The sequence below is a fragment of the Rhizobium sp. C104 genome (assembly GCF_022354505.1).
Classification (GTDB): domain Bacteria; phylum Pseudomonadota; class Alphaproteobacteria; order Rhizobiales; family Rhizobiaceae; genus Rhizobium; species Rhizobium redzepovicii.
Genome location: NZ_CP092348.1, coordinates 3,459,391 through 3,471,744, shown reverse-complemented (window position 1 = coordinate 3,471,744; position 12,354 = coordinate 3,459,391). Strand labels below are relative to the sequence as shown.

The window sequence follows — 12,354 nt, the reverse complement described above, 5'->3', positions numbered from 1 at the left end:
GCCTCAATGTTGCAGGAGGAAGGCGTGCTCGCCGACGAGGCGGCGGCGCAGCCATGCGGAGAATTGGTCGACGGCGACGATCGTCACGAACAGCATCAAAACGAGCGCCATCGTCTTGGCGCCGAAACCACGCGAGATCGAAAGCTTCAGCTCCTCGCCGATGCCGCCGCCGCCGACGGCGCCGATAATGGTCGAGGCACGCACGTTGATCTCGAGGCGTAAGAGCGCATAGGAGGTGAAATTCGGCAGCACCTGCGGCACGGCGGCGAAGCGCACCCGCTCCCACCAGTTGGCGCCGACGGCTTTCATGCCCTCATGCGGCTTCATGTCGATATTTTCGGCCACCTCGTAGAAGAGTTTGCCGAGCGCGCCGATCGTGTGCAGGGTTATGGCGATGATGGCGGCGACCGGCCCGATCGACAGGATCGCCGAAAACAGGCCGGCGATGACGATCTCGGGGAAGGCGCGCAGGAATTCCATCAGGCGCTTGGTGAAGATGCGCAGCGGCCATGAACTCGTCAGGTTGCGCGCGGCAAAGAAGCTCAAGGGAACGGCAAAGATGAAGGCGACGATCGTCGAAATCAGCGCCACGTTGATCGTCACGATCATCAGTTCGAAATATTCAGGGATATAGAAGGCGCCCCAGACGTAGACGCGGCCCTTGTCGAAATTGAATTCTTCGCCGCCCTTGTCGTTTGCGCTCGCAATGTCGAACAGCGCGCGCCAGACGTCGTTCCAATCCTTAGGGATGAGCCAGCTCAAGAAATCGAAAAGATGCGGCAGGCGGTCGAAGAAATGGCCGGCATTGCTCTCGTCGGCGAAGCGAACGGAGCTTGCGAAAGCCGCAATCAGAATAACCAGGCCGAGGATGGTGTAGAAGCGGCGCCTGGCGACCATCCGCTCCCAGGCGGTGCGGATCTCCCTGGTGCTCTGCATATGCGGCTGTGTATCGGCAACAGTCATGGACGCCTCGCCCGATCAAACATAAAAGGCGGCCGTTTCCGGCCGCCCCGCATTCCAAAAGCCGATCAGCCGCCGATGGCAGCCTTACGGACTTCGACGACGGCATTGTAGAAGTCGTGCTTGACCGGGACGTAACCCTTGTAGTCGCCGCCTTCGACAGCTGCGAAGCACTTGTGATCCTTCTCAGGCAGAGCCGTGAAGAAGGCTGCGAGCTTCGTCTGCCAGTCCTGGCCGAGCGCGTTGCGAACGACGAGCGGCCCGTTCGGGATCAGCGGCGAGCGCCAGACTTCGACCAGCTTGTTCGGATCGACGGCGCCCTTGTCGACTTCCTTGCGGAAGGTGCCGGAGGTGTAGCCGTCCTTGAATTCGCCGATGCCCGAGGAATCGTCGACGGCGACGTCGACCTTGCCGTCGTAAGCGGCGAGAAGGTTGTTCTCATGGCCGCCGTTGAACTGGGTCGAGGCGAAGAACTTGTCGTTCGGCATGCCCGTGTCCTTCGGGATCTGGGTCAGCGGCACGAGATAGCCCGAGGTGGAGTTCCGGATCGGCGTAGCCGAGCTTCTTGCCCTTGGCGTCCTGGATGGTCTTGATGCCGGAGGACTTGAGCGCCAGTCCGATCGAGTAGTAGCCGGTCGAGCCGTCCTTCTGCTGCGTCGTCAGGATCGGCGTAACGGCCTTCGGATCCTTGATCGAGACGGCTGCGTAGCCGGAAGCGCCGAGTTCGGCGAAGTCGAGCGTGCCGCCGAGCAGGCCCTGGATAACGCCGTCATAATCGGCGGCGGGGAACAGCGACACCTTCTCGAAGCCGAATTCCTGCTTCAGGTGGTCGGCAAGGCAGGTATAGTTGCGCAAGCGGTCGGTTTCGTTTTCGCCGCCGAGAATGCCGATGCGGAATTCCTTGAGATCGGCTGCATGGGCAGCGCCGGCGAGCGCGAAGAGCGCCGTTGCCGCAAAGAGTGCTTTCTTCAACATGTCGTCTCTCCTATTGACCGGTGCCCCCGGTCTTCCGTTACGAAGAAGTGTGCCCTTGACGCGGGCGTTCGATCGCGGCCGCCTCGCTCAGAGGCCGGCCAGCGCCAGCGGTTGGGTGCCGGCGGATTGATTGTCTGCCCGCTCGGTAGCCGGATTGATGGATGTCGAGGTCATCGTTTCGTCGATGCCGGCACCATCCCTGTCCGTCCCGTAGATCGCCTTCACCGCCTCGGCGGTCAGTTCCGAGCCCTTGCCGTCGAAGACGACACAGCCGCCGGCCATGCCGACGATGCGCTCACAATAGTTGCGGGCGGTATCGAGCGTATGAAGGTTGGTGATGACGGTGATGCCCTCGCGCTCGTTGATATCGCGCAGCGCATCCATGACGATCTTGGCATTCAGCGGATCGAGCGAGGCAATCGGCTCGTCGGCAAGAACCATCTTCGGGTTCTGCATCAGCGCCCGCGCGATCGCCACGCGCTGCTGCTGGCCGCCGGACAGCGTGCCGGCTGGCTGCAACGCCGTCTGCTCGATGCCGAGGCGTTCGAGCGCTGCGATCGCATGCACACGTTCCTCGCGGGTGAAGATGTTGAGGAGGCTGAGAAGCGTCGAGCGGTGGTTAAGGCGGCCGAGCATGACATTGGTGAGGACATCCAGGCGTGGCACCAGGTTGAACTGCTGGAAGATCATTGCGCAGTCGCGCTGCCAGTTGCGCAGCGCCCCGCCGCGAAGCCCGGAAACCTCGACGCCGGCGAAATGAATGGAGCCGGAGCTCGGCTCCTGCAGCCGGTTGATCATCCGCAGCAGCGTCGACTTGCCGGCGCCGGAGCGGCCGATGATGCCGACCATCTGGCCCTGCGGGATGGCGAGCGTGACGGAATCGACGGCGAGCTTTTTTCCGAAACGGCGTGTGACATTCTTGAGCTCGAACATCATGCTCTTCCCTTGCGATCCAGTCCTTTGGTCAGGATCGCATTAGTCCCGCTTGATGAACCTCGCATGTCATATTTGTGTAGTTCGTGTCACAATTCTCCGTGCCTATATCGGAGGTTTATCCACCGTATCTCGCTAGAAAATCTTCCGCGCTCAGGTTGCGAAAATCCTGCAACGCCTGGCGCAGAAGGTCATGGTCCCAGTCCCACCAGCCAAGCCTGTCCATACGCTCGCCGACCGCTTTCGGAAAGCGCTCGCGGATCAATTTAGCCGGCACGCCGCCGACGATCGAGTAGGCCGCCACGTCCTTCGAGACGACGGCGCCGGCGCCGATCACCGCGCCGTTGCCGACGGTGACGCCCGGCAGGAGGGTCGCCCCATGGCCGATCCAGACGTCATTCCCGACCGTCACGCGGTTTGCGCGCCGCCAGGCGAAGAAGTCCTCCTCCATGTCGCCGTCCGGCCAGTAATCGGCGGCGCGGTAGGTGAAATGATGCAGCGTCGCCCGCCAGGTCGGATGATTGGTGGCATTGATGCGCACGGCGGCGGCGATATTGACGAACTTGCCGATCGTCGCGCACCAGACGGAGCCGTCCTGCATGATGTAGGAATAGTCGCCGAAGGTCGCCTCGCTGATGCGGCAGCGTTCGGAAACCTCCGTATAGCGTCCGAAGCTGGACTCGCTGACGGAGGCTGTCTCATGGATAGAGGGCTCGATACCCAGCTTGCGGTTCATGCGGCGATCTTTCCGGGAGAGAAGAGCTGAACGTCGAGAATGCGGTCGGCGACCGCCTCGCGTACTTCCCCGTCGTGGAAGATGCCGAGAAGGGCGACGCCCGCCTGCTTCTTTTCCTCGATCATGCCGACGACGACGGCACGGTTCCGGGCGTCGAGCGAGGCGGTGGGTTCGTCGAGGAGCAGGATTCTGTGTTCGGTGATGAAGCCGCGGGCGATGTTGACACGCTGCTGTTCGCCGCCGGAGAAAGTGGCGGGCGGAAGCTGCCAGAGCGCTTCCGGCAGGTTGAGCCTGGCAAGCAGGGCGCCGGCCTTTTCCCGCGCCGTGCCGGCGTCCTCGCCGCGCGCCACCAGCGGTTCGGCGACCACGTCGATCGCCGCGACGCGAGGCACGGTACGCAGGAACTGGCTGACGTAACCGAGCGTATGGCGCCGCACGTGGAGCACGGTGCGCGGATCGGCGGCGGCGAGATCGACGATGCGTCCGTCGTGACGAATGAGGATCTGGCCGGTGTCGACAGCATAATTGCCGTAGATCATCTTCAGCAGCGAGCTCTTGCCGACGCCCGATGGGCCGCCGAGCACGACGCATTCGCCTGAGGCGACCGAGAAGGCGACATTGGAAACGACGGGCAGCCGGATGCCGTCGCGCAGATGCATGGTGAAGCTTTTCGAGACTTCGGAAACGACGAGGGGCGTTGGCATGATGTCTTCTTTCCTGGTTTTTGACCTGCAGTGGCGCTCAGACCTGCAGGATCGAGGAGACCAGCAGCTGCGTGTAGGGTTCGCGCGGATCGTCGAGCACCCGGTCGGTGAGCCCGTGTTCGATGACGTAGCCGTCTTTCATCACCATCATCCGGTGCGAGAGCAGGCGGGCGACGGCGAGATCGTGGGTGACGACGATCGCCGAGAGCCCGAGATCGTTAACGAGGCCGCGCACCAGATCGAGCAGGCGCGCTTGCACCGAGACGTCGAGGCCGCCGGTGGGTTCGTCCATGAAGACGAGGCGCGGGCCGGTGACGAGATTGCGGGCGATCTGCAGGCGCTGGCGCATGCCGCCGGAAAAGGCGCGCGGCTGGTCGTCGATGCGGTCGGCATCGATCTCGACACGTTCCAGCCAGTCGATCGCCGAGGCGCGGATCTTGCCGTAGTGCCGGTCGCCGATCGCCATCAGCCGTTCGCCGACGTTGGCGCCCGCCGACACCGCCATGCGCAGGCCGTCAGCCGGATTCTGGTGCACGAAGCCCCAGTCGGTGCGCATCAGGAAACGCCGCTCGGCTTCGTTCATGCGGTAGAGATCGCGGTAGCTGCCGTCGCGCATGTGATATTCGACGCTGCCGGTGGTCGGCAGCAGCCGGGTGGAGAGGCAATTCAGCAGCGTCGTCTTGCCGGAGCCGGACTCGCCGACGATGGCCAGCACTTCGCCCGGCCAGAGATCGAAGGAGACATCGCGGCAGCCGATGCGGCTGCCGTAGAATTTCGAAACGTCATGGACTTTGAGAAGCGGGATATCGCTCATTCTGCAGCCTCCCGGGCCAGCATCTCGCCGGCATGTCCGTGCGCGCGGCGGTCTTCGCAATGATCGGTGTCGGAGCAGACGAACATCCGCCCGCCCTTGTCGTCGAGAACCACTTCGTCGAGATAGACATCCTCGGCACCGCAGAGGGCGCAGGGTTTATCGAAACGCTGGATATCGAAGGGATAGTCCTCGAAATCCAGGCTGACGACGTCGGTATAGGGCGGAACCGCATAGATGCGCTTCTCGCGGCCGGCGCCGAAGAGCTGCAGCGCCTCCGACATGTGCATCTTCGGATTGTCGAATTTCGGCGTCGGCGACGGGTCCATGACATAGCGGCCGTGGACCTTCACCGGATAGGCGTAAGTCCGCGAGATGCGGCCGTTATGGGCGATATCCTCGTAGAGCTTCACATGCATGAGACCGTATTCTTCGAGCGCGTGCATCTTGCGCGTCTCGGTCTCACGCGGCTCGAGGAAGCGGAGCGGCTCGGGGATCGGCACCTGGTAGACGAGCACCTGCCCGACCCCGAGCTTTTCTTCGGGAATGCGGTGGCGCGTCTGGATGATCGTCGCATCCTTGGTATGCGTCGTCACCGCGACATTGGCGACCTTCTGGAAAAAGGCGCGGATGGAAACGGCATTGGTCGTGTCGTCGGCGCCCTGGTCGATGACCTTCAGCACGTCGTCGGGCCCGATGATCGAGGCCGTCACCTGCACGCCGCCGGTGCCCCAGCCATAGGGCATGGGCATTTCACGCGAGGCGAAAGGAACCTGATAGCCCGGAATGGCGATCGCCTTCAGGATGGCGCGGCGGATCATCCGCTTGGTCTGTTCGTCGAGATAGGCGAAGTTGTAGCTGGCCAGATCGCTCATTCGGCGGCTTCCTTCATGTCTTCGCCGCTGCTGCGGGCGGCTTCGAATTCGCGGCGCATGCGGCGGACGAGATCGAGTTCGGCCTGGAAGTCCACATAATGCGGGAGCTTCAGGTGCTCGACGAAGCCGGTCGCCTGGACGTTGTCGGAATGGGAGATGACGAATTCCTCGTCCTGCGCCGGCGCGGTGATATCCTCGCCGAGCTCTTCGGCGCGAAGCGCGCGATCGACCAGCGACATCGCCATCGCCTTGCGCTCGCTCTGGCCGAAGACCAGGCCGTAGCCGCGGGTAAACTGCGGCGGCGCCTTGGCGGAGCCCTTGAACTGGTTGACCATCTGGCATTCGGTGACCTGGATCACGCCGAGCGAGACGGCGAAGCCGAGTTCCGGCACGTCGAATTCCACCTCGACCTCGCCGATGCGAATTTCCCCGGTGAAGGGGTGATTGCGGCCATAGCCGCGCTGGGTGGAATAACCGAGCGCCAGCAGGAAGCCTTCGTCGCCGCGGGCCAGTGCCTGCAGGCGCAGGTCGCGGGTCATCGGGAATTCCATCGGCTCGCGGGTCAGGTCGCCGATCTCGTGATCTTCGGGCATGTCGCCGTCGGCCTCGATCAGGCCTTCCTCGCCGAGGATCTCGGAGACCCGCATGACGCGGCCGGTTTCGGCGGCGCGCTGGGCAGGCGCCTCGACCGTTTCGTCCTCAAGCAGCGAGGGATCGAGCAGGCGGTGGGTATAATCGAAAGTGGGCCCGAGAAGCTGGCCGCCCGGCAGATCCTTGTAGGTCGCCGAGATCCGCCGTTCGATCGTCATATCAGCCGTGTCGAGCGGCCTGGAATAGCCGAAGCGCGGCAGCGTCGTGCGATAGGCGCGCAGCAGGAAGATCGCCTCGATCATATCGCCGCGCGACTGGCGAACGGCGAGTGCGGCTAGCGTGCGGTCGAAAAGCGAGGCCTCGGCCATCACCCGGTCGACGGCGAGCGCCAGCTGCGCCACGATCTGGTCGATGCCGATCGCCGGCAGCGAACGGTCGCCGCGACGGCGGTCTGCCAGCAGGCGGTGGGCATTGGCGATGGCGGCCTCGCCACCTTTGACGGCAACATACATGAGCTCAGATCTCCATTGCTGTGATCTTGGTGGTGCGCGGCAGGCAGAGTAAGCGATTGCCCGATGTCAGCACGATGTCGATGCCGCGCGGGAAGAGCCCGCGGTTTTCGGTCCAGAGCCGCAGGAAAGTCTCCTGCAGGCCGACAGGCGCGATTTCCGTCACACTCTGAATCCCGGGACCCATCAGCGCCAGCCTGCGCCCACCCTCGAGTGCGGAAAGTTCGATCACGAGCGTCGTCGAACGGTCGGGATATTCCTGCGTGCCTGAGGCGAAGAGGCTGAAGGGGCAAAGCGTGGTACCGGCTTCCGTGAAGGCGAAGCGTGCCTCGGCCTTCTCCGTGGTCAGCGGCGCGCCGGTGTGGAAACCGAGCCACTCCGGCACGGCCGATTTCGCAAGCCCCTGGGAAAGCCAGACTGGTGTGTCGTGGTCGCAAAGTGTGAGCGCGATCGCGCCAGCGGCACTGCCAAGGGGGGCCGGCGGCGCGGCCTCGGGCTGGACGGTCTGGATCATGCCGGGGCGGGCCATGCCGTCCATCAGCATCTTGAAGACACTTTGGGCGTGGAAGACCGGGTCGGCAAAGCCGCCGGTCAAGGCTTCTGTCTTCGGGCCCATCAGTTGTCTCCCCTGACCATGGTGAAGAAGTCGACGCGGGTGGCCGCCGTCTCCTCCGCCTTGCGGCGTTCGGCCGTGGCGAGCCGCTCAGTGATCGGCAGAAGCAATGCCTGTTCGACGAAATCCTGCGTCGCCTCGTCCTGCCACAGCGCATCGAAGATCGCTGCCAGCCGGGCCTTCTCGCGATCGGTGCCGAGCGCCTGAGCATGACCGACCGAGCCGGAGTCGAGCCGGACCGTGGCCCGGGTCACCGTCACTTCGCCGAGATTGAAGGGAGCGCCGCCGCCGCCGATGCGGCCGCGCACCATCACCAGCCCCGTCTCCGGTCCGCGCACCGGATGCGCCGCAGGCTTTTGCGGCAACGCATCCCAGACTGCCGAGAGTTCGCTGCGTTCCGCGCGCGCCAGCAGATCGGCGGCGCGTTTGCGCCCGGATGCCGTCTGTGACGCAGCGTCTGTCCTGTCCGCCGATATCATCGCCGCTTCCCTTTAAATGTCTATTGATATAGACAACCATACAAGCTATACTTAGTCCTAAATCGATGTCGTGACAAGCGTGTGACATCGGGCGCGGGAAATGGCGGGAACGAATGGCGGGATTGAAGCAAGTGCAAAGGCAGACCGGCGTGGCGCTCTGGCGTCAGATCGCTGACCGGATTCGCGAGACGATCGGCAACGGTACCTATGACGAAACGGGAATGGTGCCGCCGGAAACGGTCCTGGCACTGCAATTCGGCGTCAACCGCCACACGGTGCGCAGCGCCCTGGCGGCATTGGCGCAGGAGGGGATCGTGCGCGCGGTACAAGGTCGCGGCACGCTGATCGAGCGCAAGGAGCGGCTGAATTTTCCGATCACCCGGCGCACCCGCTTCACGTCAGGCATCGGCGATCAGGCGCGCGAGATGCGCAGCCTACTGCTCGATGAGGTGCAGGAGGAAGCAAGCGCCGAGGTCGCCCGCTGGCTGGGTCTGAAGCAGGGGGAGCAGGTGATCCGTCTGGAAACATTGCGTCAGGCGGACAAGCGGCCGGTGTCAAAAGCGACGAGCTGGTTTCCCGCCGCACGCTTCGCCGGGATCGGCGAGGCCTATCGCAAGCGCGAATCGATCACCAAGGCCTTCGCCGATCTTGGCCTGTCGGATTATGTCCGTGCGACGACCGAAGTGACGGCCTCCCATGCGAACACGGCCGATCTGGCCGATCTGGAGCTGACGCCCGGCGCGATCCTGCTGATCGCCAAGGCGATGAACACCGATCTTGACGGTCTGCCGGTGCAATATTCGATCAGCCGCTTTGCGGCCGACCGAGTGCAGTTCACGATTGAGAACTGAGGGCAAATTGCATTCAGTGCGCGCCGGACATGTCGCCGAGCACTTCCTTTGACGCCACGGTCGAATCCGCCTTCAGCTTGTAGACCATGGGAACGCCGGTTGCGAGATTGAGGGCAAGCACGCCTTCCTTGGTCAGCTTGTCGAGCACCATGACCAGCGAACGCAGCGAATTGCCGTGGGCGGCGACCAGCACTTTCTCGCCCCGAAGCACGCGCGGTAGGATCTCGGTAAGGTAATAGGGCCAGACGCGGGCGCCGGTGTCGCGCAGGCTTTCGCCGCCGGGCGGCGGCACGTCGTAGGAACGGCGCCAGATGTGCACCTGTTCCTCGCCCCATTTGGCGCGGGCATCGTCCTTGTTGAGGCCGGAGAGGTCGCCATAGTCGCGCTCGTTCAGCGCCTGGTCGCGGATCGTAGGGAGATCCGGCTGGCCGACCTTGTCGAGGATGAGCTTCAGCGTGTGCTGGGCGCGCACCAGCACCGAGGTATAGGCGACGTCGAACTTGATCCCGTATTCTGCGAGTGCGGCGCCGCCGGCATTGGCTTCCTCGATGCCGAGCGCCGTCAGATCGGGATCCTTCCAGCCGGTGAAGAGATTCTTCAGGTTCCAGTCACTCTGGCCGTGGCGAACGAGGACGAGGGTTCCGCTCATGAATATGCCTCCGATATGTCGTTATTGGGAAGAAAGCCCGAGCACGTCGAGCATGGAATAGAGACCCGGCTTCTTGTCGCGCGCCCAGAGTGCGGCCTTGATGGCGCCGCGCGCAAAAATCGATCGGTCGGCAGCGCTGTGCGACAGGGTGACGATCTCGCCTTCGCCGGCGAAAAGCACCGAATGCTCGCCGATGACGGAGCCGCCGCGCAGCGTCGCAAAACCGATCGTGCCGGCTTGCCGAGCGCCCGTATGGCCGTCGCGTACGCGGACCGATTTCGAGGCGAGATCGATATTGCGCCCCTTGGCCGCGGCCTCGCCGAGCAGAAGGGCGGTGCCGGAAGGCGCATCCACCTTGTGCTTATGGTGCATTTCCAGGATTTCGATGTCCCAGTCATCGGGTTCGAGCGCCCACGCAGCCTGCTCGGCGAGCACGCTGAGCAGATTGACGCCGAGGCTCATATTGCCTGACTTGACGATGCGGGCATGGCGGGCCGCAGCAGTGATCCTGGCATTGTCGTCGTCCGAGCAGCCGGTCGTGCCGACGACATGGACGATGCGGGCCTGCGCGGCCAGCCCCGAGAATTCTACTGTCGCGGCGGGCGAGGTGAAGTCGAGCACACCTTCGGCGTCGAGGAAGGCCTGGAGCGGATCGTCGCCGATGATGATGCCGCTCGGGCCGAGACCGGCAATCTCGCCGGCATCCTTGCCGATAAAGGGTGAACCGCTGCGCTCGACCGCCGCATGCAGTGTGGCGCCCTCGATGGAATGGATGAGCCGGATCAGTGTCTGCCCCATGCGCCCGGCTGCGCCAACCACCACCAGTTTCATCGCAGCATCGCTCATGTCAGTTTCACCAGGTCAGTTTGAATCGGAGGCCGAAGGCCTCTGCAGATTGTTGAGGCGAGCGTAAAGACCGTCGCTGACCTTCGCAAGCGTCTCGTGATTGCCTTCTTCGACGACGCGGCCCTGCTGCATGACGACGATCTTGTCGGCGCGAACCACAGTCGAAAGCCGGTGAGCGATGACGACGACGGTGCGCCCGGTCATTGCCTCGTCGAGCGCCTTTTGCACGGCCGCTTCGGATTCGGTATCGAGCGCCGAGGTCGCCTCGTCGAGCAGCAGGATCGGCGCATTGCGCACCAGCGCGCGCGCAATCGACAGCCGCTGACGCTGGCCGCCCGAAAGCGTCACGCCATTTTCGCCGACCGGCGTGTCGTAACCCTGCGGCTGCGCTGCGATGAAGTCATGCGCATAGGCAAGCCGAGCCGCGTCTTCCACGTCGGCATCGGTCGCTTCCGGTCGGCCGTAGCGGATATTGTCGCGGATCGTGCCCTCGAACAGGTAAGGCTGCTGCGAGACATAAGCGAGCTGATGGCGCAGTGATTTCTTGGTGATGTGGGCGATGTCCTGCCCGTCGATCAGGATCTCGCCCTCGCGCGGATCGTAAAAGCGCGGAATGAGGTTGATGACCGTGGATTTGCCGGCGCCTGAAGGACCGACCAGCGCCGTGGTCGCGCCGCCCTCGGCGATGAAGCTCACACCGCTCAGCACGCTCTCACTGCCGTAGCCAAAGGAAACATTGCGGAATTCGATCCGGGCTTGCGTCACCGTCAGCGGCTGGGCATCCGGCAGGTCGCGTTGGCGCGGCTCCATGTCGAGCAATTCGTAGATCATTCGCGCATTGACGACGGCCCGCTCCATCTGCACCTGCAGTCGGGCAAGCCGGCGGGCCGGATCATAGGCAAGCAGCAGCGCCGTGACGAAGGAGAAGAAGGCGCCCGGCGGCACATTGTAGTAGATCGAGCGGTAGGCGGCATAGGCCAGCACGCTGGCGACGGCAAAACCCGCGAAACTCTCGGTCAGCGGAGAGGTGCGTTCGGAAAGCCGGGCAATCCGGTTCGCCCTGTTTTCGGCACCCTTGATGAGCTTGGTGACCTTGCGTTCCAGCTCGTCTTCCATCGTGAAGGCTTTCACGATGGCGATGCCCTGGATCGTCTCCTGCATGGCGCCGAGAACGTGGCTGTTCAAATGCACCGCCTCGCGGGTCGCCGAGCGCAGCCGCTTGGAAACGTAGCGCAGCGCATAAAGCAGCGGCGGAGCCATGATGAACACCGCAAGGCTGAGCAACGGATCCTGGAGGATCATCACCGCCAGCAGCGACACGAAGGTCAAAAGGTCGCGCACCGTCGAGGTGATCGTCAGGTTGAGCACGTCGCGGATGCCGCTGACGTTTTGGCTCACCTGCGCGGCGATATGGGCTGAGCGCGCCTCGCTGAAGAAGCCGACTGACAGCGTCATCAGATGCGAATAGAGTCGGCGCTGGTAACGCGCGACGATGTCGTTGCCGACCTTGGACAGCGCCACCGCCTGGCCGTAGCTCGCAAAGCCGCGCAGCACGAAGGCGATGAAGATCGAAAGACAGATGATCCAGACGACATCGGCGCGCCGGTTGGCGAAGGCCTCATCGATGATCGCCCGCATGATCCAGGCGGTAAACGCCGTCGAAAGCGCCACGACGATCAGGCAGGCAATCGCAAAGACATAGCCCCAGAGATGGTCGCGGCCGTTTTCAGCAATGATGCGCTTGAGGATGCCGGTTACGGTATCGCTGCTGACGCTCTGCGTTCTGCTTTCCGCCGCTTCCAAATATCGGGTTTCCTGTCTC

13 protein-coding genes and 1 pseudogene are annotated in these 12,354 nt (G+C 63.6%); 1 reads left to right on the top strand and 13 read right to left on the bottom strand.

The features are described from left to right. Window positions 1-3 precede the first annotated feature (3 nt). The 10 genes and pseudogenes from phnE to phnG all read right to left on the bottom strand — a co-directional run bounded on the left by phnE (window position 4) and on the right by phnG (window position 8,186). Window positions 4-963 (bottom strand): phosphonate ABC transporter, permease protein PhnE, encoded by a 960-nt coding sequence (gene phnE / locus MF410_RS18425; protein WP_097628369.1) that lies wholly within the window; start codon window positions 961-963, stop codon window positions 4-6. A 65-nt stretch (window positions 964-1,028) separates the two neighbouring features. Then, window positions 1,029-1,935: pseudogene (gene phnD / locus MF410_RS18420) on the bottom strand (phosphonate ABC transporter substrate-binding protein). A gap of 87 nt (window positions 1,936-2,022) precedes the next feature. Further along, the gene (phnC, locus tag MF410_RS18415; protein WP_179867161.1) at window positions 2,023-2,868 is read right to left on the bottom strand and encodes a phosphonate ABC transporter ATP-binding protein; all 846 of its coding nucleotides are present in this window, start codon (window positions 2,866-2,868) and stop codon (window positions 2,023-2,025) included. Window positions 2,869-2,986: 118 nt separating this feature from the next. Further along, window positions 2,987-3,604 carry a DapH/DapD/GlmU-related protein gene (locus MF410_RS18410; RefSeq protein WP_097628366.1) on the bottom strand — a complete coding sequence of 206 codons (618 nt, stop codon included), beginning with the start codon at window positions 3,602-3,604 and terminating at the stop codon, window positions 2,987-2,989. Then, window positions 3,601-4,308, bottom strand: coding sequence for a phosphonate C-P lyase system protein PhnL (gene phnL, locus MF410_RS18405; RefSeq protein WP_097628365.1), 708 nt, complete (start codon window positions 4,306-4,308; stop codon window positions 3,601-3,603). Before phnL ends, MF410_RS18410 begins: the two co-directional genes overlap by 4 nt. A 37-nt stretch (window positions 4,309-4,345) precedes the next feature. Further along, complete coding sequence (gene phnK, locus MF410_RS18400; protein WP_097628364.1) at window positions 4,346-5,122, bottom strand: phosphonate C-P lyase system protein PhnK; 777 nt, start codon at window positions 5,120-5,122, stop codon at window positions 4,346-4,348. Further along, window positions 5,119-5,994 carry an alpha-D-ribose 1-methylphosphonate 5-phosphate C-P-lyase PhnJ gene (locus tag MF410_RS18395; protein ID WP_097628363.1) on the bottom strand — a complete coding sequence of 292 codons (876 nt, stop codon included), beginning with the start codon at window positions 5,992-5,994 and terminating at the stop codon, window positions 5,119-5,121. Before MF410_RS18395 ends, phnK begins: the two co-directional genes overlap by 4 nt. After that, on the bottom strand, window positions 5,991-7,097 hold the full coding sequence (locus MF410_RS18390; protein ID WP_097628362.1) for a carbon-phosphorus lyase complex subunit PhnI: 1,107 nt from the start codon (window positions 7,095-7,097) through the stop codon (window positions 5,991-5,993). The genes MF410_RS18395 and MF410_RS18390 overlap by 4 nt, the downstream gene beginning before the upstream one ends. A gap of 4 nt (window positions 7,098-7,101) precedes the next feature. Continuing rightward, complete coding sequence (gene phnH, locus MF410_RS18385; RefSeq protein ID WP_097628361.1) at window positions 7,102-7,710, bottom strand: phosphonate C-P lyase system protein PhnH; 609 nt, start codon at window positions 7,708-7,710, stop codon at window positions 7,102-7,104. Beyond that, window positions 7,710-8,186, bottom strand: coding sequence for a phosphonate C-P lyase system protein PhnG (gene phnG, locus MF410_RS18380; protein WP_097628360.1), 477 nt, complete (start codon window positions 8,184-8,186; stop codon window positions 7,710-7,712). Before phnG ends, phnH begins: the two co-directional genes overlap by 1 nt. A 113-nt stretch (window positions 8,187-8,299) precedes the next feature. Between phnG and phnF the strand changes: the two genes are divergently transcribed. Next, window positions 8,300-9,037: a phosphonate metabolism transcriptional regulator PhnF gene (gene phnF, locus MF410_RS18375; protein ID WP_097628359.1), complete on the top strand. Its 738-nt coding sequence runs from the start codon at window positions 8,300-8,302 to the stop codon at window positions 9,035-9,037. A gap of 13 nt (window positions 9,038-9,050) precedes the next feature. Here phnF and MF410_RS18370 read toward each other — a convergent pair whose 3' ends face one another. Genes MF410_RS18370 through MF410_RS18360 form a run of 3 tightly spaced genes read right to left on the bottom strand, consistent with a single transcriptional unit; the run spans window position 9,051 to window position 12,335 of the window. Beyond that, window positions 9,051-9,686, bottom strand: coding sequence for a 2,3-bisphosphoglycerate-dependent phosphoglycerate mutase (locus MF410_RS18370; RefSeq protein WP_097628358.1), 636 nt, complete (start codon window positions 9,684-9,686; stop codon window positions 9,051-9,053). A gap of 21 nt (window positions 9,687-9,707) precedes the next feature. Next, window positions 9,708-10,532: a 4-hydroxy-tetrahydrodipicolinate reductase gene (gene dapB / locus MF410_RS18365; RefSeq protein WP_097628357.1), complete on the bottom strand. Its 825-nt coding sequence runs from the start codon at window positions 10,530-10,532 to the stop codon at window positions 9,708-9,710. Between the two features lie 15 nt (window positions 10,533-10,547). Beyond that, complete coding sequence (locus MF410_RS18360; RefSeq protein WP_097628356.1) at window positions 10,548-12,335, bottom strand: ABC transporter ATP-binding protein; 1,788 nt, start codon at window positions 12,333-12,335, stop codon at window positions 10,548-10,550. Between the last annotated feature and the right edge of the window lie 19 nt (window positions 12,336-12,354).